General features: G+C 68.9%; 24 protein-coding genes. 8 read left to right on the top strand and 16 right to left on the bottom strand.

The annotated features are described in order from the left end of the window. Window positions 1-58: 58 nt before the first annotated feature. The 8 genes from ACIBCK_RS37730 to ACIBCK_RS37695 form a co-directional block, all read right to left on the bottom strand. Window positions 59-988, bottom strand: coding sequence for an LLM class flavin-dependent oxidoreductase (locus tag ACIBCK_RS37730; RefSeq protein ID WP_399397731.1), 930 nt, complete (start codon window positions 986-988; stop codon window positions 59-61). Between the two features lie 8 nt (window positions 989-996). Further along, window positions 997-2,151, bottom strand: coding sequence for an acyl-CoA dehydrogenase family protein (locus ACIBCK_RS37725; RefSeq protein WP_399397730.1), 1,155 nt, complete (start codon window positions 2,149-2,151; stop codon window positions 997-999). Continuing rightward, window positions 2,148-3,062, bottom strand: coding sequence for an SDR family NAD(P)-dependent oxidoreductase (locus ACIBCK_RS37720; protein WP_399397728.1), 915 nt, complete (start codon window positions 3,060-3,062; stop codon window positions 2,148-2,150). The genes ACIBCK_RS37725 and ACIBCK_RS37720 overlap by 4 nt, the downstream gene beginning before the upstream one ends. Before the next feature lie 5 nt (window positions 3,063-3,067). Continuing rightward, the gene (locus tag ACIBCK_RS37715) at window positions 3,068-3,826 is read right to left on the bottom strand and encodes an SDR family NAD(P)-dependent oxidoreductase (protein WP_399397726.1); all 759 of its coding nucleotides are present in this window, start codon (window positions 3,824-3,826) and stop codon (window positions 3,068-3,070) included. A 54-nt stretch (window positions 3,827-3,880) separates the two neighbouring features. Further along, window positions 3,881-4,669 carry an enoyl-CoA hydratase-related protein gene (locus ACIBCK_RS37710; protein ID WP_399397724.1) on the bottom strand — a complete coding sequence of 263 codons (789 nt, stop codon included), beginning with the start codon at window positions 4,667-4,669 and terminating at the stop codon, window positions 3,881-3,883. Window positions 4,670-4,729: 60 nt separating this feature from the next. Then, a complete protein-coding gene (locus ACIBCK_RS37705) occupies window positions 4,730-5,890 on the bottom strand; it encodes a thiolase family protein (RefSeq protein ID WP_399397722.1) in 1,161 nt (386 codons plus the stop codon). An 83-nt stretch (window positions 5,891-5,973) separates the two neighbouring features. Then, a complete protein-coding gene (locus ACIBCK_RS37700; protein ID WP_399397720.1) occupies window positions 5,974-6,981 on the bottom strand; it encodes a TIGR03617 family F420-dependent LLM class oxidoreductase in 1,008 nt (335 codons plus the stop codon). 45 nt (window positions 6,982-7,026) lie between these two features. Further along, window positions 7,027-7,650: a TetR/AcrR family transcriptional regulator gene (locus ACIBCK_RS37695; RefSeq protein WP_399397718.1), complete on the bottom strand. Its 624-nt coding sequence runs from the start codon at window positions 7,648-7,650 to the stop codon at window positions 7,027-7,029. A gap of 198 nt (window positions 7,651-7,848) precedes the next feature. Here ACIBCK_RS37695 and ACIBCK_RS37690 point away from each other — a divergent pair, with 198 nt between their 5' ends. Beyond that, window positions 7,849-9,615: an acyclic terpene utilization AtuA family protein gene (locus tag ACIBCK_RS37690; RefSeq protein ID WP_399397716.1), complete on the top strand. Its 1,767-nt coding sequence runs from the start codon at window positions 7,849-7,851 to the stop codon at window positions 9,613-9,615. Then, window positions 9,612-10,589 (top strand): zinc-binding dehydrogenase, encoded by a 978-nt coding sequence (locus tag ACIBCK_RS37685; protein WP_399397714.1) that lies wholly within the window; start codon window positions 9,612-9,614, stop codon window positions 10,587-10,589. The genes ACIBCK_RS37690 and ACIBCK_RS37685 overlap by 4 nt, the downstream gene beginning before the upstream one ends. Here ACIBCK_RS37685 and ACIBCK_RS37680 read toward each other — a convergent pair. The 4 genes from ACIBCK_RS37680 to ACIBCK_RS37665 all read right to left on the bottom strand — a co-directional run bounded on the left by ACIBCK_RS37680 (window position 10,586) and on the right by ACIBCK_RS37665 (window position 13,502). Further along, entirely contained in the window at window positions 10,586-11,386 is an 801-nt protein-coding gene (locus ACIBCK_RS37680; RefSeq protein WP_399397712.1) for an enoyl-CoA hydratase/isomerase family protein, read from the bottom strand. The genes ACIBCK_RS37685 and ACIBCK_RS37680 overlap by 4 nt on opposite strands. Window positions 11,387-11,594: 208 nt before the next feature. Next, entirely contained in the window at window positions 11,595-11,828 is a 234-nt protein-coding gene (locus tag ACIBCK_RS37675) for a hypothetical protein (RefSeq protein ID WP_399397710.1), read from the bottom strand. 134 nt (window positions 11,829-11,962) lie between these two features. Beyond that, a complete protein-coding gene (locus tag ACIBCK_RS37670; RefSeq protein ID WP_399397708.1) occupies window positions 11,963-12,448 on the bottom strand; it encodes a hypothetical protein in 486 nt (161 codons plus the stop codon). A 430-nt stretch (window positions 12,449-12,878) separates the two neighbouring features. Next, window positions 12,879-13,502: a TetR/AcrR family transcriptional regulator gene (locus ACIBCK_RS37665; protein WP_399397706.1), complete on the bottom strand. Its 624-nt coding sequence runs from the start codon at window positions 13,500-13,502 to the stop codon at window positions 12,879-12,881. Between the two features lie 26 nt (window positions 13,503-13,528). Here ACIBCK_RS37665 and ACIBCK_RS37660 point away from each other — a divergent pair, with 26 nt between their 5' ends. Beyond that, a complete protein-coding gene (locus ACIBCK_RS37660; protein ID WP_399397704.1) occupies window positions 13,529-13,927 on the top strand; it encodes a nuclear transport factor 2 family protein in 399 nt (132 codons plus the stop codon). After that, window positions 13,927-14,823: an SDR family oxidoreductase gene (locus ACIBCK_RS37655; protein ID WP_399397702.1), complete on the top strand. Its 897-nt coding sequence runs from the start codon at window positions 13,927-13,929 to the stop codon at window positions 14,821-14,823. Before ACIBCK_RS37660 ends, ACIBCK_RS37655 begins: the two co-directional genes overlap by 1 nt. Before the next feature lie 92 nt (window positions 14,824-14,915). On the opposite strand, the gene ACIBCK_RS37650 is transcribed toward ACIBCK_RS37655, so the two are convergent. Both ACIBCK_RS37650 and ACIBCK_RS37645 read right to left on the bottom strand, forming a co-directional pair. Beyond that, on the bottom strand, window positions 14,916-15,701 hold the full coding sequence (locus ACIBCK_RS37650) for an enoyl-CoA hydratase family protein (protein WP_399397700.1): 786 nt from the start codon (window positions 15,699-15,701) through the stop codon (window positions 14,916-14,918). Window positions 15,702-15,784: 83 nt separating this feature from the next. Further along, the gene (locus ACIBCK_RS37645; RefSeq protein WP_399397698.1) at window positions 15,785-16,279 is read right to left on the bottom strand and encodes a MarR family winged helix-turn-helix transcriptional regulator; all 495 of its coding nucleotides are present in this window, start codon (window positions 16,277-16,279) and stop codon (window positions 15,785-15,787) included. Window positions 16,280-16,513: 234 nt separating this feature from the next. Here ACIBCK_RS37645 and ACIBCK_RS37640 point away from each other — a divergent pair, with 234 nt between their 5' ends. The 4 genes from ACIBCK_RS37640 to ACIBCK_RS37625 all read left to right on the top strand — a co-directional run bounded on the left by ACIBCK_RS37640 (window position 16,514) and on the right by ACIBCK_RS37625 (window position 20,869). Further along, window positions 16,514-17,374, top strand: coding sequence for an alpha/beta fold hydrolase (locus ACIBCK_RS37640; protein WP_399397696.1), 861 nt, complete (start codon window positions 16,514-16,516; stop codon window positions 17,372-17,374). Window positions 17,375-17,515: 141 nt separating this feature from the next. After that, window positions 17,516-18,427, top strand: coding sequence for an esterase/lipase family protein (locus ACIBCK_RS37635; RefSeq protein WP_399397694.1), 912 nt, complete (start codon window positions 17,516-17,518; stop codon window positions 18,425-18,427). Between the two features lie 148 nt (window positions 18,428-18,575). Then, a complete protein-coding gene (locus ACIBCK_RS37630; protein ID WP_399397691.1) occupies window positions 18,576-19,742 on the top strand; it encodes an acyl-CoA dehydrogenase family protein in 1,167 nt (388 codons plus the stop codon). Between the two features lie 11 nt (window positions 19,743-19,753). Continuing rightward, window positions 19,754-20,869: a CaiB/BaiF CoA transferase family protein gene (locus ACIBCK_RS37625; protein ID WP_399397689.1), complete on the top strand. Its 1,116-nt coding sequence runs from the start codon at window positions 19,754-19,756 to the stop codon at window positions 20,867-20,869. Between the two features lie 6 nt (window positions 20,870-20,875). Here the strand turns inward: ACIBCK_RS37625 and ACIBCK_RS37620 are convergent, their stop codons facing one another. Further along, window positions 20,876-21,721, bottom strand: a complete 846-nt coding sequence (locus ACIBCK_RS37620; protein ID WP_399397687.1) for a lysophospholipase — start codon at window positions 21,719-21,721, stop codon at window positions 20,876-20,878. A gap of 223 nt (window positions 21,722-21,944) precedes the next feature. Beyond that, complete coding sequence (locus ACIBCK_RS37615; protein ID WP_399397685.1) at window positions 21,945-22,715, bottom strand: enoyl-CoA hydratase-related protein; 771 nt, start codon at window positions 22,713-22,715, stop codon at window positions 21,945-21,947. Between the last annotated feature and the right edge of the window lie 16 nt (window positions 22,716-22,731).

Here is a 22,731-nt window from a genome sequence, read left to right as displayed (position 1 = left end):
GCCTGCCGCCACGTGGCGACTGCCGGTCTTCGCCACTCTCGCCTTCGGCGCCGACACATCAGTTTAGGCCTGCTGACGCGCCGGCCCGCAGATGCTCACGCACCTGTGCTGCGTGCTCGATTCCCGCCTCCGGTGAGGAGGAGGCCGGCACCAGGGTGATGTGCTCCGCCTGGCCGACGAAGGGCGCCAGCCACTCGGCGACCTGCGCGGGCGTGCCGACCGGGGCGACGTGCTGGAACTTCTCGTACGGCAGGCAGTACAGAGCCCGCAGCCGCTGGTCGAGGAGCTCGCGTGCGCGGGCCGCCTCCCGGTCGAGTCCGCACCATACGTTGAGTCCGTACCAGCCGGGAATGGCACGACCGTGGGCGGCTGCGGCCTCGGCGATCGCCTCGCGGGTCTGGGCGAAGCGCCGGGCGGTGCAGAAGATGCCGAGCCAGCCGTCGCCATACCGGGCGGTGCGGCGGATGGCCGCCTCGCCCCTGCCGCCGATCACCAGCGGCACCGGTGGCTCGGGGGCCGGCCGGATGCTCGCTTGCTCCAGGGTGAAGAACTCCCCTTTGTGGTCGATCACTTCGCCGGTGGCGAGCCGTCGCATCAGAAGAAGGGTTTCGTCCAGGCGGCGGCCGCGCGTGGCCGGGTCGACGCCGCTGTTGCTGATTTCCCGGCGGTCCTCGCCGCCGACGCCGACGCCGAGTACGAGGCGGCCGGGTGCCAGCTGGCTGAGTGAGGCGAGCTGACGTGCGGCGAGCATGGGGTGGCGCAGGCCGAGGAGGTAGATGCCGACCAGGAGGGGGAGTGCGTCCTGGCTGCACAGGGCGGCGCCGGCCGCTGTGAGGCCGTCGAAGCCGGTGCCGTCGTGGAAGCTGACATGGTCGGCGACGCAGAAGTGGTCGAGGCCGGCCTGCACGGCGAGGTCGAGCAGCCCGCGTCGCCGCGCCGGGTCGGCGACGAACAGGCTGTCGTGGATGGAGATGCCGACCCTGGTCACCGCTCCGGTCACCGTGCGGCCGCCCTGCCGAGCATCGTGGTGGCGATGATGCGTTTTTGGATCGCCGCGGTGCCGTCGGCCACCAGGTAGCCGGCCACGTCCCGGTAGCGCTGCTGCAGGGGCAGCTCGGTGGAGTAACCGAGGTTGCCGTGGGTCACCCAGGCGGTCTCGATGGCTTCCTTGGCGACTTGGGGTGGCCACCACTTGCTCATGGCGGCCAGGTCAGTGTGCTGCCGGCCCGTCTGCCGCATCCACAGGGATCGGTAGCAGAGCCAGCGGGCGGCCTCCAGGTAGGTGGCGTGTTCGGCGAGTGGGAAGGACACGCCCTGGAAGGCGGCGATGGGGCGGCCGAAGGCCTCACGCTCGCTCGCCCACGCTGCCGCTTCGTCGATGCTGGCCTGGGCGGCGCCCAGGCACAGCAGGCCGAGGGCCGGCCGGCTGAAGTCGAAGTGGTGCATGGCTCCGGCGAAGCCGAGGCCCTCCTCGCCCACCAAGTGGTCGTCGGGGATGAACACATCGGTGAAGGAGAGGGTGCCCCATCCGAGCGGCAGGCACCCCATGCCGGGCATGGCGCCGCGGGTCACCCCCTCTGTCCCCAGGGGGACGAGGTAACAGCTGATGCCGCGGTGTCCCTGGCTGCCCGGCCGGCGGGCGTAGACGAGGGCGATCTCGGCGGTGGTGGCGTGGGTGATGGCGATTTTCTCGCCGGTGAGCTTCCAGCCGCCGGGGACCGGGCGGGCCTGGCAGCGCAGGCTCGAGGCGTCCGAGCCGGCGGATGGCTCGGTCACGGCGATCGCGGCCACGATCTCGCCTGCGATCAGCCGGGGTACATACGTCTGCGCCACACCCGGCTGGCCCTGGACGGCCAACTGGGCGGCCACCAGACCCACTTGGACGGGCGCTGCGGCGACGTTGACGTCACCGTACGCGAGGGTCTCGGTGGCGATGCCGAGACTGACCGGGTCGGCCTCGCCGGTACCGCCGTACTTCTCCGGCAGTCCGATGCCCAGTACGCCGAGCTCGGCGAGCTGCCGGTGGGCCTCCCAGCTGAACTCCGCCTTGGCCGCCCGCTCGGTGTACTTCGGTGCCAGCTCGCTCTCGGCGAAGCGGCGCAGCTCCCGGCGGAAGTCCTCCTGTTCCCGGGTGAACTCGAAGGAGATCACGAGGAGACCTTCTTCAGGGCCGCGACCAGTTCCTTGAGCTCGTCGCCCAGATGGCGCGGGGTGAAGGCGCCCTCGGTGTCGAAGATCTCGCCGAGTCGGTCGCGTACCGCCTCGGCGGTCAGCTCCTTCTCCGTGATGCCCTGGGTCTCGGTCGTCAGGACCGCGGCGACGTGACCGCCGCCGACCGAGAGGATCTGGCCGTTCAGCTCACACGCGCGGCTGGCGAGGAAGGCCACTACGGGGGCGATCGATTCGGGGGAGAGCAAGTGGCCGTTGTCGCCCAGGATGTCCTCGGTCATGCGGGTGAGGGCGGCCGGGGCGATGGCGTTGACGTGGATGCCCGCTTTGCGGCCCTCGACCGCCAGCACCCGTGTGAGTCCGGCGAGTCCGGCCTTGGCGGCACCGTAGTTGGCCTGACCGAAGTTGCCGAAGAGGCCGGAGCCGCTGCTGGTGTTGATGATGCGACCGTGGCCCTGGGCCTTCATGTGCGCCCAGGCCGGGATGGTGACGTGGAACGCCCCGCGCAGGTGGACGTCGAGGACGGGGTCGACCAGGTCGGCAGTGAGCTTGCCGAAGCTCTTGTCGCGCAGGATGCCCGCGTTGTTGACCACGATGTCGATACGGCCGAAGGCGTCGACGGCCTGAGCCACCATGGCCGCGCCGCCCTCCGGGGTGGCGACCGAGTCGTGGTTGGCCACGGCCTGCCCGCCGGCTGCCTCGATCTCGGCGACCACATCGGCGGCCGGGTCCTCGGCGCCGTCCGCGCCGTCGACCCGGCCACCGAGGTCGTTGACGACGACGCGCGCCCCGCGCCGGGCGAGTTCCACGGCGTGCGCCCGGCCGATGCCCCGTCCGGCGCCGGTGACCAGGGCGACATCGCCCGCAAAGCTGAGGTTCGTCATGTTCGTCATGGGGATCACACCATCGTGAAGCCGCCGCTGACCGACAGGACCTGGCCTGTGATCCACGACGAGAGCGGGGAAACGAGGAAGAGGGCGGCGTTGGCGATGTCCTGCGGCTCGCCGATCCGACCGAGCGGGTAGGCCTTGGCGAGCTTCTCGGCGCCGCCTGCCTGCTCGATGAACCCGGCGCCGCCGGGGGTGTTGGTGGTACCGGGGGCGATCGCGTTGACGTTGACGCCCTTGCGGCCCACCTCGCGGGCAAGCGATTTGCTGAAGCCCAACAGGCCTGCCTTGGCGGCTGTGTAGGCACTCATGTAGCGCTCACCGATGCGTGCTCCGTCCGAGGCGATCACGACGATGCTGCCCTGCTGGGCGGTGATGTCCTCGAGCGCGGCCTGGGTGACGGCCATGGTGCCGTTGAGGGTCACGCCGACGACCCGCTCGACTTCCTCCGGGGTGTGGTCGGCGAAGAGCTTGACGGCCCATGCGGCCGCGTTGTTCACCAGATGGGATACGGGGCCGAGTTCGGTACGGACGGTGGTCAGGGCCGCGTCGATGGACGCCCGGTCGGCGATGTTCATCGGCACGCCGAGGGCGCGGCCGCCGACGGCCTCGATCTCCTTGGCCACCCGATCGGCGGCCTGCGGCGACAGGTCCGCGATGGCCACTGCGGCGCCCGCCTCGGCGAGGGTCCTGGCGATGGCCTCGCCGATACCGCTGCCGCCGCCGGTGACGACGGCGACCTGACCGGACAGGTCGATGGAAATGCTCACGGTGATGTCCTTCTCGAGACGGTCGGAACGGTCAGATCTGATACCTGGAGGCGGTCAGATCTGGTACTTGCCGAAGTCCGGCTTGCGCTTCTCGGCGAAGGCGTTGGCGCCCTCCTTCGCCTCCTCGGTCACGGAGAAGACATCCAGGCCCGCCTGGGCGAGCTGGGACAGGCCGCCCTGGTGGTCGGTGTCGGCGTTGAACGAGTGCTTGAGAAAGCGCAGCGCCGTGGGGCTGTACTGGGCGATCTCCGCGACCCAGGCCTTCGCCTCGGGCAGCAGCTCGGCGCTCGGGACCACCTTGTTGACCAGGCCCCATTGCTCGGCCTTCGCCGCGTCGTACTGCCGCAGCAGGAACCAGATCTCCCGGGCGCGCTTCTCGCCCACGACCCGGGCCAGGTACGCGGAGCCGAAGCCGCCGTCGAAAGATCCGACGCGCGGTCCCGCCTGCCCGAACTTCGCGTGCTCGGCGGCGATGGACAGGTCGCAGATGACGTGCAGGACGTGACCGCCGCCGATCGCGATCCCGTTGACGGCCGCGATCACCGGCTTGGGCACGTCGCGGATCAGGCGGTGCAGGTACGTCGCCTCGAACAGCCCGTTCTCACTGGGGCCGTAATCACCGGTCTCGGTGCGCTGCTTGACGTCGCCACCGACACAGAAGGCACGCTCACCGGCACCGGTGAGGATGATGCCGCGGACGTCGGTGTCGGCCCAGGCGCGCTTGAAGGCGTGGATCAGCTCTTCGATGGTCTTGGCACGGAAGGCGTTGAGCCGGTCGGCCCGGTCGATGGTGACGACGGCCGACGGTCCGTCGACCTCGTAGGTGATGTCTTCGTAGTTCACGCTGGCCAGCTCTCTGCACTCGTGCGGATTCGGGTCGAGCGGAGTCGTACGTCCAGTGGCTCAGAGTCGTTCGAGGAGCGTCGCGGTGCCCACGCCGCCGCCGCAGCACATGGTGACCAGGCCATAGCGGTCTCCGGTGCGCCGGAGCTCATGCACTGCCTTGGTGGTCAGTACGCACCCGGTGGCGCCGAGGGGGTGGCCGTGGGCGATGGCGCCCCCGTTGGGGTTGATCTTCGCCGGGTCGGCCTTGGTCTCGTCCTGGAAGGACAGGACGACTGACGCGAAGGCCTCGTTGATCTCGATCAGGTCGACGTCGTCGATGGTCAGGTTGTTGCGCTCGAGCAGCTTGGGCGCCGCCGTGTGCGGGCCGAGGAGCATCATCACCGGATCGACCCCGATGAGGAGCGAGTCGACCACGCGGGCCAGCGGAGTGAGGCCGAGCTCCCGCGCCCGGCGCTCGGTGGTCAGGAGTACCGCGCTGGCGCCGTCGGAGATCTGCGATGCCGTGCCGGCGGTGTGGATGCCGCCGTCGACGGCGGGCTTGAGACCGGCAAGGCCCTCCAGGGTGGTCGCGCGCAGGCCCTCGTCCCGAGAGAAGGCGACGGCTCGGCCGTCTTCGGTCTCCACCTCCAGTTTCACGATCTGGCTGTCGAAGCGGCCCTCGGCCCAGGCGTGCGCGGCGCGCTCCTGCGAGGTGACGCCGAGTTCGTCCGCGCGTCTGCGGGTGATGCCGTAGTGCTCGGCGATGCGCTCGGCCGCCTGGTACTGGTTGAGGAACTCGTAGTGCTGCTGGTACGCCTTCGGGACCGGTCGGCCCAGGTCGAAGTCTTTGCGGAAGTTCGAGCCGATCGGGATGCGGCTCATGGATTCGACGCCGCAGGCGAGCGCCACGTCCGTGATGCCGGAGGCGACAAGACCGGTCGCGAGGGTGAGCGCCTGCTGGGAGGAACCGCACTGCGCGTCGACCGTGGTGGCCGCTACCCCCTGCGGCAGGCCCTCCGCCAGCCAGGCGGTGCGCGCCGCGTTGAACGCCTGCTCCCCGACCTGGGCCACGACTCCGCCGACGACCTGCCCGACCAGATGCGGGTCGAGGCCCGCCTCGGCGAGGGCTGCCCGCTGGACACTGCCGAGCAGCCGGGTTGGGTGCACGTCGGCCAGGCCGCGTCCGCGGCGGCCGATAGCTGTGCGTACGGCGGAAACCACCACAACTGTTTCATCCATAGCTCGATAATAGGGGCCTAGACTATTTGGTTGTCAATGACTTGCGCCGGCGCTGTCGGGTGGACGCTTCCGCCGGGCTCCGGTCAGCAGATGCTGCGCAACGCCCTGGCTGTTACGGCTAGTTGAGCGGGATCGGCGTCGTAGGGGGTGTACAGCGACACACGGTCGACGAGGCCGCCGAAGCGGGAGTGCAGCGCATGTGCGACCTCGCCCGCGGTCCCGGCGACCGCGAAAGCGTCGAGCACCTCGTCATCGATCGCATCGGCCATCTCGCTCCAGGCCTGCCGACGGGAAAGGGTGTTGAGCCGGTCGTTGAGGTCTTCCCAGCCGTGCAGTTCGAGCACTGGGCGGTACGCCGGGGTGGAGCCGTAGAAGGCAATCTGGGCGCGCACGGCGGCCTCGGCGTCAGCGCGTTCCTTCTCGTCGGCGCCGAGGATGATCAGGGCGGGCAGGCCGAGGGTGAAGCCGTCCAGGCTCCCGCGCGCCTCGCGCAGGGTGGGGCGGGTGCGCTCGCTCACGTACTGCGGTGTCGTGAAGCTGTGGCAGAGCATTCCGTCAGCGACGCGTCCCGCGACCTGGGTCATGCGTTCACCGACGGCAGCCAGGATGACGGGCGGATTGCCGTGCGGGTTCGGGCCGGGACTGAAGAAGTCCGTCATGAGGGTGTGCTGGTAGAACTCGCCTCGGAAGGTGAGGCGTTCACCGGTCGCCCAGGCGTGCCAGATGGCCCGGATCGCGACGACGAACTCCTCCATACGTGCGGCTGGGCGGCTCCATGGCATGGCGAAGCGGCGCTCGATGTGCGCTTTGACCTGCGAGCCAAGGCCGAGCCTGAAGCGACCGCCGGAGATCAGCTGAATGTCGTTGGCCAGGACGGCCACGGACATGGGGTTGCGGGCGAAGGCGACGGCGATCTCGGACTGCAGGCAGATGCGGTCGGTCGCGGCGGCGGCGAGGGCGAGGCCCGTGAATACGTCGTGCCGGGTCTCGGGAACGCCGAAGCCGTCGTAGCGACCCTCTTCGGCGGCGGCCGCTGAGGCGGCAATCTGGCGAGGCGTTGCTTCGAGGTGGGCAGAGAGGTCGGCCAGCATGGGTTCACAGCTCCCTCGGGCGCGTGGCTCTCACAGGCAGGCGCCCTAGTTAGTCAATGAGAATTCACTAACCGTAGACGCGGGCGTCGTTCCGAGACAAGCGTGTGCCATCGTCTCGAGCAGCTCGGCGGCGCGCGCGTCCGCGATGCCGCTCTGGTAGTTCAGGATGGACTGGATCGCGCCGACCCCTGCGTGCACGGCGACCCGCAGCTCGGCGTCGGCCAGATCCGGGCGCCGGGGAGCCAGCAGGTGCACCCATTCCTCGATGTAGAGGCGGTGTCGGCGACGCAGCCGACGCAGGGCGACCTCAGGGACGGTATGCGACTCGCGGTAGTACACCGAGAGCACGTCCCCGTCCTGAAGGGCGACCTCGATATGCCCTCTGACCAGTTCAGACAGTCGCTCGGCATCAGTGATGTCAGCAGCCATGATCTCGGCGGAACGGTCCGCGAGCCGGTCCATGACCTGCTCCAGCATCGCCACCAGGATGGCGGTCTTTCCATCGAAATGGCGGTAGATGCCGGATCCCACGATGCCTGCCTCGGCGCCGATGTCCGCCATCGAGAGCGCGTGAAATCCTCGGCGTGCGCCGAGGGAGGCTGCGGCATCGAGGATGCGCTGTTTGCGGTCCGGGTCGCGGTGTCGCCGCGGAAGTTTCTCAGTCGCCACTCGGCAAGTCTGCCATCGCCGCCTCGGGTGCGCGGGCGCGCTACGGCAGTCCAGGTGGGCCCCGCCGCCGCGGCGCGCCCGCGCACCATTGAGGATGCCATAGTGAATTGCGATTCACTACTTGAGCCTCGGGGTCGCGGCGAGGTCTCTCGATACTCTAGCCTCCTAATATCTATCCCTAGATTATGTGGAGGTGTGATGCCCGAACAGCCGGTACGTATCGCGAACTGCTCCGGCTTCTACGGCGACCGGCTTGCCGCTGCTCGCGAAATGCTGGATGGACCGATCGACGTGCTCACCGGCGACTACCTCGCCGAGCTGACCATGCTGATTCTGTGGAAGGCTCGCCGGAAAGACCCTTCCCTCGGCTATGCACGTACCTTCCTCCAGCAGATGGAGGACGTCCTTGGCACATGCCTGGAGCGGGGCATCAAGATCGTCGCCAACGCCGGTGGGCTCAATCCGGCGAGCCTGGCCTCCAAGCTGGGCGAACTCGCCGCCCGCCTCGGGCTGGACGCGCGTATCGCCCACATCACCGGTGACGACCTGGCCGACCGCATCCCGGAACTGCAAGCGGCCGGGCACGAGTTCACCCACCTCGACACCGGCACACCGCTGGCCGAGGCCGACCTGCCGATCGTCACGGCCAACGCGTACCTGGGCGGCTGGGGCATCACCGCCGCACTGGGCGGCGGCGCGGACATCGTCATCTGCCCGCGGGTGACCGACGCGAGCCTGGTCGTCGGCCCTGCCGCCTGGTGGCACGGCTGGCAACGCGATGACTGGGACGTACTCGCCGGGGCCGTCGCAGCGGGCCACATCATCGAGTGCGGCCCGCAGGCCACCGGCGGCAACTACAGCTTCCTGGAGGAGATCACCGATCGCCGCTACCCCGGCTTTCCGATCGCCGAAGTCGCCGCGGATGGCAGCTCGGTGATCACCAAGCATGAGGGCACGGGCGGACTCGTCTCGACCGGCACGGTCACCGCGCAACTGCTGTACGAGATCGGCGCACCCGCGTACGCCAACCCGGACGTCGTCGCGCACTTCGACACCACCCGCGTCGAGCAGGCCGGCCCCGACCGCGTACAGGTCACTGACACCAAAGGCAGCCCGCCGCCCTCGACCCTGAAGGTCGCGCTCAACATGCTGGGCGGATACCGCAACACGATGACCCTCGTCATCACGGGCCTTGACATCGAGGAGAAGGCCCAGCACGCGTTGAGTCTGCTGACCGAACAGCTCGGAGGCACCGCGCAGTTCGCGGAGTTCGACGCCCGACTGCTCCGCTTCGACCGGGTGAACGCGAACCGGAACGAGGAAGCGTCGGCGCATCTGCGCATCACCGTGAAGGACAGCGACGAGCGCAAGGTCGGCCGGTACTTCTCCAACACCACCTGGGAGCTGGCTCTCGGGGGTTACGCCGGCTTCCACACCACCACGCCGCCCAGCCCGGCCAGCGCCTTCGGCGTGTACTGGCCGACCCTGATCCCGGCCGAAGACGTCTCGCACACGGTGCACCTGCCCGACGGCACCGAGCAGGTCATCCCCCATGGCCCGGCAGCGCCCCCGCCGACCCCGTCGTCAGCGCCGGCCGAACACCCCATTGCCGTCGACGGTGAGGTCGTCGAGATCCCCCTGGGCCGGCTGTGCGGAGCACGCTCCGGCGACAAGGGCGGCAACGCCAATGTGGGCGTGTGGGCGCCGCACCCGCGCGCGTACGACTGGCTGCGCGGTGAACTGACCGTCGAGCGCTTTCGTCAACTGCTCCCCGAAGCCGCTGAACTCGAGGTATGCCGCTATGAGTTGCCCAACCTGCGAGCCCTGAACTTCGTCGTCGCCGGCCTGATCGCCCCCGGGGTGGCCGCGACCACTCGTCCGGACGCCCAGGCGAAAAGCCTTGGCGAGTTCCTCCGCTCCCGGACGGTCTCCGTACCGGCCGCGCTCCTCAAGGAGATCGCATGACCACGATCCGTGCCGCCTACGCCCCAGCAGTGAACTCGGATGATCCGCTGTCCGGGCTCAGTTTCGGACCGATTGCGGCCCCCGAGGCGCCGGGCGCCGACTGGGTACCGGTGCGGGTGCTCGCCAGTGCGCTGAACCATCATGACCTGTGGTCGCTGCGTGGCGTCGGCCTCGCCGAAGACCAACTGCCCATGATCCTCGGCTGTGACGCCGCGGGCCTTGACCCCGAGGGCAACGCGGTCGTCGTGCACGCGGTCATCGGGGATGCCACCTCTGGGGACGAGACACTCGACCCGAAGCGCTCGCTGCTCTCCGAGAAGCACCCCGGCACCCTGGCCGAGACGGTCCACGTACCGCGCCGCAATCTGCTGCCCAAACCGGACGCGCTGAGCTTCACGGAAGCGGCATGCTTGCCGACGGCCTGGCTGACCGCTTACAAGATGCTCGTCAGGCAGGGACGGATTACCCCGGACAGCGCGGTGCTTGTGCAGGGAGCGGGCGGCGGTGTGGCCACCGCCGCGGTGGTCCTCGCCCGCGCGCTGGGCGCCCGGGTCTATGCCACCAGTCGCAGTGCCGCCAAGCGCGAGCGCATCGCCGCGCTGGGAGCCATCGCCCTCGAACCGGGCGCGCGGCTGCCGGAGCGGGTGGACGTGGTGGTGGAGACCGTCGGCGCAGCCACCTTCGACCACTCACTCAAGTGTGCCGCGCCGGGTGGGCGCATCGTGGTGAGCGGAACGACGTCGGGCCATCTCGCGGAGGTGGATCTGCGCCGGGTGTTCTTCCTGCAACTTGAGGTCATCGGCGCCACGATGGGCTCGCGCGACGAGCTCGCCGACTTGCTCCGGCTGTGCGCGCGGCGCGGCATCCGGCCGGTCATCGACTCGGAGTTCGTCTTCGACGACGCCATTGCCGCGTTCGCGCGCCTCGCCTCGGGCGATGCCTTCGGCAAGGTGGTCCTCGACCACAGGCGCTAGTCGTCGGCCGCGCGGCGCAGAAGCTGTGCGCGGACCGAGGCGAGGGCCTTGGGGAAGTCCGGGTCGCGGGTGGCGAACGCCTGCCCGCGACTCTCGACTTCGAGGGCCGTGTACAGCGAGGGGGCGTCCAGGTTCGCGTACAGCGCCCGCTTGGTCAGTGCGATACCGAACGGCGAGTGCGCCGCTATCGCCCGCGCCATGGCCAGGGCCTTCGGTATCAACTCCGCCTCAACGACAACCGAGTTGGCAAGACCCAGGGCCAGTGCCTCGGCGGCCTCTACGGTACGTCCGGTGAACATCAGCTCGGCGGCAGTGCCGACCCCGACCACCCGTGGCAGGTGCCAGGAGCAGCCCATGTCACCGCCGGACAGGCCGAGTCGGACGAAGGCGGCGCTGAATCGGGCGGCGGACGCCGCGAGCCGGATGTCGGCGGCCAGTGCGAGGCTGAGGCCGCCTCCGATCGCCGGCCCCGGTACTGCGGCGATGACCGGCTGGCGCAAGGTACGCAGGGCCATGATGGCGGCGTGGGCCAGATCCTGGCGGGCGAGCATGTCCGCCGGGGTCAACGCAGCCAGCTCTTCGGCCTCTTCGAGGTCGTACCCGGCACAGAACCCCCGTCCCGCACCGGTGAGGATCACGGCTCGGACGTCGTCGTCGGCGTGCAGGGCGGCACAGGCCTCGCGTATCTCCTGAAACATCACCACGTTGAGGGCGTTCAGCTGCTCGGGTCGGTTCAGTCGCAGTACGGCGACGCCAGGTTCGGCTCGCTCCACCAGCAGTGTCTCGTAGGTCGTCATGGCCTTGCCTCCACCGGGACGCGGCGAATAGTCCAGCGCCAGAGTATCGATCGTTAGAGTAAAAGGCGCGGAGTTGTACGGGGAGGGCACCCCACGGCCTTTGCGAGTTCACGCACGGTTGGCTTCTCGCCGTATTCGGCGATCCAGGCACGGTGTCTGCGCAGGAGGTCGTTGCGCCGCTCAGCGACAGGCTTTCGTTCCCCGCGCGTCACGATCCCGCCTCTGTCCGGGCGCGGGCGATCTCTTTGAGGGCCACCCGTGCGGCCGGTGTTCCGGCTGGTGTTTCCCAGAAGGGATGCCTCACGACGCGGCGGGAGAGTTCCAGCAGGCGGCGACGTGCTGCGGTTTGCGATTCGGCCGGGGTGACGGCCAGTTCGTCGTAGGTGAGGTACCAGGCGGTCTGGTCTTTGAGAAGGTCGCTGGGGAAGCGGTCACGGTCCATGCTTCCGAATAGACCACATGTTCGATTTTCGAGGCAAAGACGCAGGCCCTCGCGGTGACGTCGAGCGGTATCCCAGGCCACTGATCCTTGACCGTTTGCCACTGCACTTTGACCGGCGACGGCAGTGGGATCGGTTATGCCGTCCGCAGGCTGGCGTCATCCGGCAGAGGAGGAACGCCGAGTTCTGCGCGTGCGGCAGCAGCGGCCGCCCGCCGAACATCTCCGAGGTAGTCCCGGAGCTCCTCGCCGGTGGATCTCCATGCGGCGGCGCTCATCCGCTCGGTGAGAGCGTTCGCAGCTTCGTCCATGGGCTGGGTGCAGATCATGTGCACCTCCAGGTGCAGTAGCCAAAGTCGGCTGGTGAGTTCCTCGACCTGCGCGTCATCGAGGTCTTCGCCGTCAAGGCGTCTCTGTGCGAAGCGTTCAACCTCCCGGACGAGCGCGAAGAACCGGATCAAAACGTCCTTGCGTTCCTCTCGAAGGCGGAAAGCGGCAGTGTGCCGCTCGGTCTGCGCCGCGGCCTGCCCGCGCCACCGTTCGCTGAGAAGCGTGCCTGCGATGCCGATAACCGCGCCAAGCAGTCCGCTGCTGGCGGCGATGACGTTCACCCAGATGTCCATGGCCATGCAGTGTTGTGCTCGGATGGGAGCTGCGGAAGTAGTTCGAGAGAGCCGGACAACGTGCGGCGCAGCCCATAGGGCCGGCATCGTGGGAATGGTCTTCCTCCTCGGCTGGTCAGCCCTAGATGAAGTACAGCCGGCGCGAGATCATAGGTAGGCGTGCGGCACATCCGGGGCGCTCGACGTCCCCGAGCGGCACGCTTCGACGTTCATGAGCTACGTCGTCGGTGATGCCGTACGGAACGCCGCGGACGCCCGGCGCCTCGCCGACAGCGGCACGGGCTGATTGTTCACGGCGCCACCGGCGCCGTATCGACAACGGCGGGGGCGCGGCGACTACGTACGTCATCCGATGAGTTGGGCGATGCGGCGTCTCTGCCGCTTGTGTGGGCAGGGTCGGGCGGCCGGGTCAATCGGGCATCACGGCTGCTCAGGCGGCGGCGGGCATTCCGAGAATGCGGCGTGCCGTGCTCACGAGTGCGTGTCTGATGTCCGCCTCGGAACATCCGGAGGCTTTGAGTGTGGTGATGAGTTCGACCTGGAGTCCCCCGAGGAGCAGGTGAGCGGTGTATTGCGCCGACTGTGCCTGGAAGCCCGCCTGCTCCAGCAGGTCGCGCAACACGCCGTGGACCCACACGTAGTGCGGGGCTGAGAGCAGGCTCGTGCCGTTCATCTCGCGTGCCGCGAGCAGGGCCGGGTTCTCCAGCTTGAAGTTCAGCAGCTGCTCCAGGATCGAGACGACCCGGTCGGCTGCCGGCACATCGGGGCCGATCGGGGATCCGGAGCGGTGGAGCTCCTCGCGCCAGGGTTCCAGGCGTGCCGCGAACAAGGCGTCCAGCAAGCCGTCCCGATTTCCGAAGGCCCGGAAGAGCGTGCCTTTGCCGACCCCGGCCGCTGCCGCGATGTCGTCCATCGTGACCGCGCCGGGGGCTGTGGACGCAGCCAGGAGCTCGTCGGCGGCGCCCAGGATGCGGTCGCGGGGGACTGTGGGGCGCCCCCGCCGAACCTTTTCGGACTGGTGGTCCGTAATGGTGTTAGGCTTTTTGGGACTCATAGTCCGTAATTCTAGAGGAGCCCTTCATGGACGACGAAGCGGAATTCCCCGTCTGGCTGGCGGAGGCCGCGATCGGCCTCGCCGAAGGCGATGTCGACACCTGGCTGCAGATGTACGCCGATGACGCTGTGCACGAGTTCCCGTTCGCCGCAGCCGGTGAGGTCCGCCGACTCGAAGGCAAGCCCCAGATTCGCGCCTACATGGCCGGCATGGACGGCAGCGTGCAGTTCGGCACCCTGGACGACATCACCGTGCGTGAGCTGGGCGAGGAGGTGATCATCGAGGCAGAAGGACATCATTTCGATGCGGCCACCGGTGAACCCTTCGACATCTGCTACCTGTGGATCATCGAGCGGCGCGACGGCCTTGTGACCCGGCTGAAGGACTACATGGGGCCGCGGCGCCCCGTCGGAGGGGCGGTCTGATGCGCGTCTTCGTCACAGGTGGCACCGGCTTCATCGGCTCCGCGGTCGTGCGCGATCTGATCGAGTCGGGGCATGAAGTCCTGGCTCTGGCCCGCTCGGAGGTTTCCGCTGCGTCGCTTCAGGCGGCGGGTGCCACAGCGCACTCGGGCAGCCTGGAAGAGCCCGAGCGGGTGCGCGATGGAGCTGCCCGCAGCGACGCGGTGATTCATACCGCGTTCGACAACAAGAGCATCGCCAGGTTCCCCCGGAACAGCCGCATCGAGCGCGCCGCTCTGCAGGCCGTCGCAGAGGTGTTCGCCGGCACGAACCGGCCCCTGGTCGCGGCAGGCGGATTCGCGCCCGTCATCCCGTCCGGACCGGTCTTCACCGAAGAGGACCCCGCTTCCGCCAAAGCAGGCCCCGTCGGACGCAATGTCGAGCGCACGATCATGGGCCTGGCAGAGTCGGGCGTGAACGCATCGATCGTGCGGATGCCGTGCGTGCACGGCGACGGCGACCGGTTCACGCTCCCGCGCTTCATCGAACTCGCCCGCAAACACGGCACATCGGGCTACATCGGCCAGGGCGAGAACCGGCTGCCGGCCGTTCACTACGCGGATGCCGCTCGTGTGTTCCGCCTCGCCGTCGAGCGCGGTGCCCGCGCCGGCCGCTACCACGCCGTCGCGGAAGAAGGCGTGCCCTACCGGTCGATCGCCGAAGTCATCGGCCGCCGTCTCGGAGTACCGACGGTCAGCATGTCGCCCCTCAAAGCCCGTCGCCATTTCGGTCTGTACACGGCCTATGCGGAAGGAGACGGGCCGGCGTCAAGCACCGCTACCCGAGAACTGCTCGGCTGGATGCCCGAGGGGCCGGGGCTGCTGGAGGACCTCGACCGCCCCGAATACTTCACCAGCTGAGCACCTCAATAGGGAGGGCTGTAGCCACGCTGCCCAGCCCAAAAACCTTCAACACGCAGAACGGGACAGGGAAGCTGCGCCCCGCCTGAAGACTACTTGCGCCAAGCCGGTTCGCGGCGCTCCAGGAACGCGTGGATACCCTCCTGTGCTTCCTCGCTGGCGAACAGCCGGGCGGACAGGTCCACCAAGTCGCGCCCCTGCGCGGCCATGCGCTCGCGGCGGGCGGCTGTCAGCAGGCGCTTGGTTTCCGCGGCGCCTTGCGGAGAGGTTGCCCGGATCTCGGTGAGCAGTGCATCGAGAGTCGCGTCGAGCTCGTCGCCGGTCACCGCCTGGGTGATGAGGCCGATGTCTGCCGCCACGGCGGCGTCGAAGATGGCACCGGTCAGGTAGTAGCGGGAAGCCGCGCGGGGGTCCAACTGGTCAAGTGTCGTCAGGGAGATGATGGCGGGGGCGACCCCGAGCCGGGCCTCGGTGAAAGCGAACGAGGCGCTGTCGGTGGCGAGGGCCAGGTCGCAGGCACCGACGATGCCCATGCCACCCGCGCGCACATGCCCCGTCACCCGGGCGAGCACCGGCTTGTCGAGCTCGACGATGGCGGTGAGCATCTCCATGATCGCCTGCGTTCCCTGGGCGAAGGAGCCGGAGCCCGCTTCGGAGAGGTCGGCTCCGGCACAGAACACCCGCCCGGTGTGCCTCAGGACGACGGCTCGTACGTCTGCGTCCTCGGCGGCATCACGAAGGCACTCGCGCAGCTGCGCGACGAGCGCGGTGGAGAGCGCGTTGCGGTTGTACGGCGAGTCGAGGGTGAGGGTGGCGACCTGGTCGCGTGTCTCGCAGCGGACGAGGGTGGTCACGGGGGCGCTCCAGTCTCCGGGCATAGAGGCCGAGTGACGGCAACGTGCGCCCATGGCAGTTGCCACAGGCGCACCGGCCGCTGATGCCCGGGGCTTCGGGTGGTGGGCTAGGGAATGTCCCCGACCTGCGCCCGGACTTCGCGGAGCGTGTCCACCACTTGCCGGGACAGCGCGTCGTCGACTCCCTGCAGTCCAAAGCTGACGCCGGAAAGGGCCTCGGTCGCCTTCTCCAGGACCTCCCGTCCGGCTTCGGTGAGTACGGCCAGGGTGGTGCGGCGGTCGGTCGGGTGCGGCTGACGGCGGAGCAGCTTGCGCTTCTCCAGCTGGTCGAGGGCGAGCGTGACGGTGGTCGGATGCACCATCAAGTGTCGGCTGAGCTGGCCGAGAGGGCGGGTGCCCTCCCGCGACAACTGCAGTGTGGTCATGAGCAGATACCCGGTACGGGTCAGTTCGTGCCGGCGCAGCGTCGCGTCGATCGAGGCGCACATGGCCTGGTGGGTGCGGAGAATCGCGGCCATCGCGGTGAACTGCTCAGGGGCAGGCTGGTCTTGGGCGAGCCACTGCTCGCGCGACCACTCGATGGGGTCGTTCGCGTGATTCATTCAACGATCCTCTACCTGGAGAACGGGGCCCGCCGTCACCTTACTCTAGGAGTCAATATTCTCCAACTAGACATTTTTAGGCCACTCGGCCGCTCGCGGCCGGAGTCAACTGCCGCATGAGCATTGACGCACCCAAAGGTCTAATGCTCTAGTTTTTGCCACTGGAGCAGTTATGCACTTGTAACCGCACGGTCACACCACGCCCGCCCGGTGAGCGCCTTGGAGGCCACAGTGATGAGCCCCGCCGCAATCCGGATCCGTGACTGCGAGACAACGGTGTTCGCGCGGTACGGGTTCGTACCCAAGGAACACACCGTGTCATTGGTGCAGCCTCAAGTCGACGTGCGTGTACTGGAGTTCGGCGCCGGTAATGGGAAGACGCCGGTGCTGCTGCTGCACGGGATCGCCTCGGTCACCGCCCTGGCCGCGCCGCTACGGCCGGAATACGGGCCGTCGGTGCGGGAGCATGCGGTAGCCGTCCTGCGTGGGCTCTGTGACGCGCTGGAGATACGTCGAGCGGACCTCGTCGGTCACTCCATGGGCGGGCAGTTCAGCCTGTACTTCGCGCTCGACGCCGCCGACCGGGTCCGGCGCGTCGTGACGCTCGGCGCGCCCGGCGCGGGCTTCGCCGAGGTCCGGCCGGCACCGGTCATGTGCGCCCTGTCCGTGCCCCTCCTGGGCCCGGCCCTGCTGCGTCTGCCGCTGCCCCGGACCGCGTACCGCCGCAGCAACGAGAACCTGCTGGGGCGCGGCGCTTTGGACGGCTGGCCGCAGGAGTTCACCGAAGTCGGCCATCTGGCCGCGCGCCGTCCCGGCTTCGCCCCATCCGTGGCGAGCCTCTTCCGAGGCCTGATCACCCCGGCCCGGGTACGCCCCGGTATACCTGTCGGCCATGCCGAACTGGCCACCATCGCCCAGCCCGTACTGCTCCTGTGGGGAGACGACGACCTCTTCCTCACTCCTGACCGGGCGCAGCCCTCGATCGACGCCATTCCGCACGGCACACTCACCCGGATGCCCGGCGGGCACGCACCCTGGCTCGACTCTCCCGAGGTATGCGGCGACGCCCTGACGGAATTCCTGAACGCTCCCTGAAGTCCGTTCCCCCTGATTTCCGGGCCGCGGCCGACGACGGCCGCGGCCCGGAGCGCCGCCGGGACTGCCATCCCTGCGTCGCGTCCGCGGGCTTGCGCCCGCGTCACCCAGCCCATGCGTTCGAACCTTCGGGAGGGCAACTTGCGCACTATCCTGCGACACTTCGCGGTCGCCTCGCTACTTTTTGTGATCAGTGTCATGGGCGGGGCCGCCCCAGCGGCCGCGGCCGAACAACCCGTCAGCTGGGACGCCTTGAGCGCCTACGCCACCGGCACAGGCTTCGACGTGCCACCACCGGGAGCCAACCGCTGGAACTGCGAACCCAGCGCGGCGCACCCACGGCCCGTGGTGCTGGCCCACGGCATGGTCGGCAACAAGAACTCCGCGTGGCAGGCCCTCGCGCCGACCCTGGCCAATAACGGCTACTGCGTCTTCGTCCTCACGTACGGCAAGACCTGGTACAGCGGCAGCGTCGGCGGAGTGGCCGACCTCAACGGATCGGCCAAGGAGTTGGCCGCCTTCGTCGACAAGGTCCGCAACGCGACCGGGACTTCCACCGTGGACCTCGTCGGCTATTCCGAGGGAGGCAATCTCGGCCGCCTGTACATCAAGAACGAGGGTGGCCGCACCAAAGTCCACACGTACGTGAGTCTCGCCGGCGTCAACATGGGCCCGCCCACCATGAGCGGCCTGCTCACCATGCTGAAGCACATCCCCGGCGGGCTGGAGGTCCTGCGCGCCGGCGGCCCGGCCTTCGACCAGCTCACCGATCCCGCCTACTTCGCCTCTCTGAACAAGCCGGCCGCCACCTACCCCGGCATCAACTACACCGCCATCGCCAGCTCCACGGACGAGGTGGTCACTCCGTACGAACTGGCCCTGCTGCCGGCAGCAGGCAACGTCACCAATCGGACCATCCAGTCGCTGTGTCCCGACGACAAGGTGGGCCACCTGGGTATCACCTACGACAAGACCGCCGTCGCCTGGACGCTGAACGCACTGGATCCCGCGCACCCGCAGGACGTGCCCTGCGACACCGGCCTCCCGCTGTAGATCACGGCAGGATGGCCGCAATGTCCGGCAGTTGACGGGCCGTCCGCGCCGACCCTAGAGTGCCATTACTCTATTGCTAGACTATCTAGAAGTGGAGTAATGCATCGGGTCGGCGTGGCCGGCCCGTCCGCGGTACGAGGGAGTGGGCGTGGACTTCACCGAGAACGAGGATCACCGGCTCATCCGGGACGCGATCCGCGAGATATGCGCGCAGTTCCCCGACGCCTACTGGTCCGAGATGGACAGCAGTCATACGTTCCCTCAGGACTTCTACGACGCGATGGCCAAGGGTGGCTGGATCGGCATCGCCATCCCCGACGCGTACGGCGGCGGCGGAGCCGGGATCACCGAGGCCTCGATCATCCTGGAGGAGGTAGCGGCGTCCGGGGCGTGCATGAACGGTGCGAGCTCCATCCACCTGTCCATCTTCGGCATGCACCCGGTGGTCAAGCACGGCAGCGAGGAACTCAAGCACCGTTACCTGCCCCGGGTCGCCCAGGGCGACCTGCATGTGGCCTTCGGCGTCACCGAGCCCGACGCCGGCCTCGACACCACCGCCATCCGCACGCGGGCCGTCCGTCACGGCGACGGCTACCGCATCACCGGCCGCAAGGTGTGGACCTCCAAGGCGTTGGAGTCCGAGCGGGTACTGCTGCTGACCCGCACCACTGCGGCCGAGGAATGCGCCAAGCGCACCGACGGACTCACCTTGTTCGTGGCCGACTTGAAGGACCCGGCTGTGGGCATCCGGCCCATCCCCAAGGTCGGCCGCAACGCCGTCGCCTCCTGCGAGGTGACGTACGACGGGCTGTACGTCGACGCCGCCGACCGGGTCGGGGAGGAGGGCCGCGGCTTCGGCTACCTGCTCGACGGGCTGAATGCCGAGCGGGTCCTGGTCGCCTCCGAGGCGCTCGGTGTCGGCAGGGCCGCGCTGCGCCGTGCGGTGGCGTACGCGAAGGAGCGCACCGTCTTCGGCCGCCCCATCGGCAAGAATCAGGGCATCTCCTTTCCGCTGGCCGAGGCCCACGCCAAGCTGACCGCCGCAGAGTTGGCGATCCGGCAGGCGTCCTGGCGCATCGATCGAGGGCTGTCCAGCGGGGAGCAGGCCAACCTCGCCAAGTACCTAGCTGCCGAGGCCGGTTACTTTGCCGCGGACGCCGCCGTGCAGACCCACGGAGGCTTCGGCTACGCCAACGAGTACCACGTCGAGCGCTACTGGCGGGAGTCGCGGCTGATGCGCATCGCGCCGATCCCGCAGGAGATGGTGCTCAACTACCTCGCCGAGCACGTCCTAGGCCTGCCCCGGTCGTACTGAGAGAGCACACGATGACAGACCAGACCAGTCGACCTCTGGACGGACTTCGCGTCCTTGACCTCTCCCGGGCCCTTTCGGGGCCCTACGCCGGGCGGATCCTGGCAGACCTCGGCGCTGATGTGGTGAAGGCGGAATTGCCCGGCGCCGACATCACCCAGGCCTTCGGCAAGGTCACCCGCGGCCGCTCGGGGCTCTACTCCCAACTCAACGCGGGCAAACGGTCGATCACGCTGGACCTGCGCACACAGGAGGGGGCCGACCGACTGCTCGACCTGTCCGCGGCCTGTGACGTCGTGGTCGAGAACTTCCGCCCCGGCGTGCTCGACCGGCTCGGCCTGGGCTGGGTGTCGCTGTCGGCCGTCAACCCCGCTCTCGTCCTGCTGTCCATCTCCGGCTTCGGGCAGAGCGGGCCGGATTCCGGGCGGCAGGCCTACGCGCCGATCATCCATGCCGAGTCCGGACTCATCGGCCGCCGGAGTGACCTCAGCGGCGACGCACCCGAAGACATCGCGCTCGCCCTGGCTGATTCACTCGCAGGCCTGCACGGGGTCATAGCCGTCCTGTCCGCCCTACGGCTGCGCGACACCACCGGCACCGGGCAGCACATCGACATCAGCATGCTCGACGCGATGCTCGCCACGGACGACTACACCCACTACGCCATCGACCGCCATCCCGTCGCCTCCGCTCGCGGCGAGAGCTGGCCGGCGCCCGGCGGGCCGATCCTCATCTCCTCGGACCGCCGTCATATCTGGCGTCGACTCACCGTCAGCTTCGGGCTCAGCGACCCGGACTCGTACGTATCTCTGCAGGACAAGCTGGCCACGCGGGCGAAGCTGATCGCCGAGTGGATTGCCCTGCACGCTGACCGGGAGTCGCTCAAGCGGGACCTGGAGTCGGCCAAGATCGCCTGGGCCGAGATCCGGTCCACGCAGGAGGTGCTGCGCTCTCCCGCGGTCGTCGACCGGGGGGTGGTGGCCACGGTCACCGACAGCGACGGCTGCGACCGGCAAGTGGTGCGGATGCCTTACCGGTTCAGCGCCGCGACGTCCGGCCCCGCGCGAGGTGTCCCTGCGTCGGGCGAGCACACGCAGGAGGTACTGGCCGAGTGGCCGGACGGCCCTTGAGCCGAGTCACCGTACGACGCGCTCGAGCCACTCGATGAGCTCGGCGACCACTTCGTCGCGGTTGATCTCGTTGAACAGCTCATGCCTCGCCCCGGGGTAGGTGCGGTAGGTGACATCGGTCAGACCGGCGTTGCGGTACCGCTCCACCAAGGTGTCGCTGAAGGCCAGCCCGCCGTTGACCGGGTCCCTGTCGCCGACCATGACGTAGAGCGGCAGTTCGGTCCGGATGCCCTGCGGATCGGCGAGGCGTCCGAACGCGGCGGCCCCCATCAGGCCCATCGACTCGGGTGCGAGCCCGAAGCCGGACAGCGGGTCAGCCATGTAGGCGTCGACCTGCGCGGTGTCCCGGCTGATCCAGTCGGCGGGAGTGCGGGCCGGCTCGAAGGGCTTGTTCAAGGTCACGAGCGCGTCCGGGCCACCCTCGGCGAGCTGAGTGAAGAGCTGGTCCAGCGCGGTCGTGCCGCAGAGCACGGCGGCGTCGATCAGCTCGGCGTGATCGAGGAGATAGCTCTGGGTGGCGAAGGAGCCCATGCTGTGGCCGAGCAGAATCAAGGGCAGCCCCGGGTGCCGCTCGCGGATGATCGTGGACAGCGCCACCAAGTCCTTGACCAGCAGGTTCCAACCGTCTTCGCCGAGGTTGCCGGGGCGGTCGTGGATGCTCAGGCCGTGGCCTCGGTGGTCGTCGGCATATACGGCGTACCCGCGTGCGGTGAGGGCCTCGGCGAGCGGTGCGTAGCGCAGGGCGTGTTCCCCCATGCCGTGGGCGAGCTGCACCACGGCCCGCGGGGCGGCCGCGGGCTGCCACTCATGGACGTGGATCTTGACGTTGTCTTCGCTCGCGAAGGTGAACATGGAGGGCTCCAGTACGGGTGAGGGAGGAACGCAGATCACGTTAAGTCGTTCGGCATTGCCGAACAATGGTCGACAGTCGTGAAGCCTTGTGGTGCTGGTCACCGCTGGCCGGGCATTTCGGAGGGCTGGACTGCCTGGAGATCACTCTTCCTGAACAGCGCTTCCGGCCGCGGTCCGGGCGGGCGCCCTGCCACCGCGCTTGTGCCCAGCCGCCAGGGACGGGTCAGGCGAAGCGTGGCGTCCGCTTCTCCACGAACGCCCTGATGCCCTCCTGCCCGTCATGCCGGTCGAAGAGTTCGTTCTCCCGGGCGGCCTCCCGCGCCAGCCCCTTGCGCATCGGGAGTTCGTCCGCGTCGTCCACACAGCGCAGTACCGCGGTGAGGGCCGCCGGTGAGCGGCTCGCGATGACTGTGGCCAAGTCCATCGCCGCCGCGACGGCCCGTTCGGCGAGCCTGTTCACCAGGCCGAAGTCCAGCGCTTCCTGGGCCCCGATCTCTCGCGCGGTGAGCATCAGATCAAGCGCGCGCCCGGCCCCGATCAGGCGCGGCAGGCGCTGCGTGCCGCCGGCCGCCGCGATCAGGCCGAGCTTCGGCTCGGGCAGTCCGAAGCGGGCCTCGGGGGATGCGACCCGGAGGGTGGCGGCCAAGGCGAGTTCGAGGCCGCCGCCAAGGGCCAGTCCCTCGACGACGGCGATGGAGGGGCGAGGCAGTGCGGCGAGCCGCTCAATGGGGGCGCGCAGCGCGGTCCCGTACGCCTCGAAGCCCGCTGTGTCGAGTTCGCGCATGTGCTTGATGTCGGCCCCGGCGGCGAAGAAGCCGGGCAGTGTCGAACGCAGCACCAGCACCCGTGCGTCGGACGCCTCGAAGGCGTCCAGAGCGGCGTGCAGCCCGTCGATGAGCGGCATCCCGAGGGCGTTGGCCGGGGGGCGGTTCAAGGTGACGACAGAGATCCGGTCGTGCTGGTCGTGGCGGACCAGGGAAGGGGCGTCGGTCATGGGCGGAGGCACTCCT

Origin of the sequence: Streptomyces sp. NPDC051218 (assembly GCF_044455475.1) — a bacterium.
Classification (GTDB): Bacteria; Actinomycetota; Actinomycetes; order Streptomycetales; family Streptomycetaceae; genus Streptomyces.
This window is presented reverse-complemented; position numbering and strand designations above follow the sequence as displayed.

Coding starts and splice junctions, on each gene's coding strand:
- ACIBCK_RS37720 (WP_399397728.1), bottom strand. CDS start 3,062: ATGACGAACATGACGAACCTCAGCTTTGCGGGCGATGTCGCCCTGGTC.
- ACIBCK_RS37705 (WP_399397722.1), bottom strand. CDS start 5,890: ATGGATGAAACAGTTGTGGTGGTTTCCGCCGTACGCACAGCTATCGGC.
- ACIBCK_RS37700 (WP_399397720.1), bottom strand. CDS start 6,981: ATGCTGGCCGACCTCTCTGCCCACCTCGAAGCAACGCCTCGCCAGATT.
- ACIBCK_RS37690 (WP_399397716.1), top strand. CDS start 7,849: ATGCCCGAACAGCCGGTACGTATCGCGAACTGCTCCGGCTTCTACGGC.
- ACIBCK_RS37685 (WP_399397714.1), top strand. CDS start 9,612: ATGACCACGATCCGTGCCGCCTACGCCCCAGCAGTGAACTCGGATGAT.
- ACIBCK_RS37680 (WP_399397712.1), bottom strand. CDS start 11,386: ATGACGACCTACGAGACACTGCTGGTGGAGCGAGCCGAACCTGGCGTC.
- ACIBCK_RS37675 (WP_399397710.1), bottom strand. CDS start 11,828: ATGGACCGTGACCGCTTCCCCAGCGACCTTCTCAAAGACCAGACCGCC.
- ACIBCK_RS37670 (WP_399397708.1), bottom strand. CDS start 12,448: ATGGACATCTGGGTGAACGTCATCGCCGCCAGCAGCGGACTGCTTGGC.
- ACIBCK_RS37665 (WP_399397706.1), bottom strand. CDS start 13,502: ATGAGTCCCAAAAAGCCTAACACCATTACGGACCACCAGTCCGAAAAG.
- ACIBCK_RS37660 (WP_399397704.1), top strand. CDS start 13,529: ATGGACGACGAAGCGGAATTCCCCGTCTGGCTGGCGGAGGCCGCGATC.
- ACIBCK_RS37655 (WP_399397702.1), top strand. CDS start 13,927: ATGCGCGTCTTCGTCACAGGTGGCACCGGCTTCATCGGCTCCGCGGTC.
- ACIBCK_RS37650 (WP_399397700.1), bottom strand. CDS start 15,701: ATGCCCGGAGACTGGAGCGCCCCCGTGACCACCCTCGTCCGCTGCGAG.
- ACIBCK_RS37645 (WP_399397698.1), bottom strand. CDS start 16,279: ATGAATCACGCGAACGACCCCATCGAGTGGTCGCGCGAGCAGTGGCTC.
- ACIBCK_RS37640 (WP_399397696.1), top strand. CDS start 16,514: ATGAGCCCCGCCGCAATCCGGATCCGTGACTGCGAGACAACGGTGTTC.
- ACIBCK_RS37625 (WP_399397689.1), top strand. CDS start 19,754: ATGACAGACCAGACCAGTCGACCTCTGGACGGACTTCGCGTCCTTGAC.
- ACIBCK_RS37620 (WP_399397687.1), bottom strand. CDS start 21,721: ATGTTCACCTTCGCGAGCGAAGACAACGTCAAGATCCACGTCCATGAG.
- ACIBCK_RS37615 (WP_399397685.1), bottom strand. CDS start 22,715: ATGACCGACGCCCCTTCCCTGGTCCGCCACGACCAGCACGACCGGATC.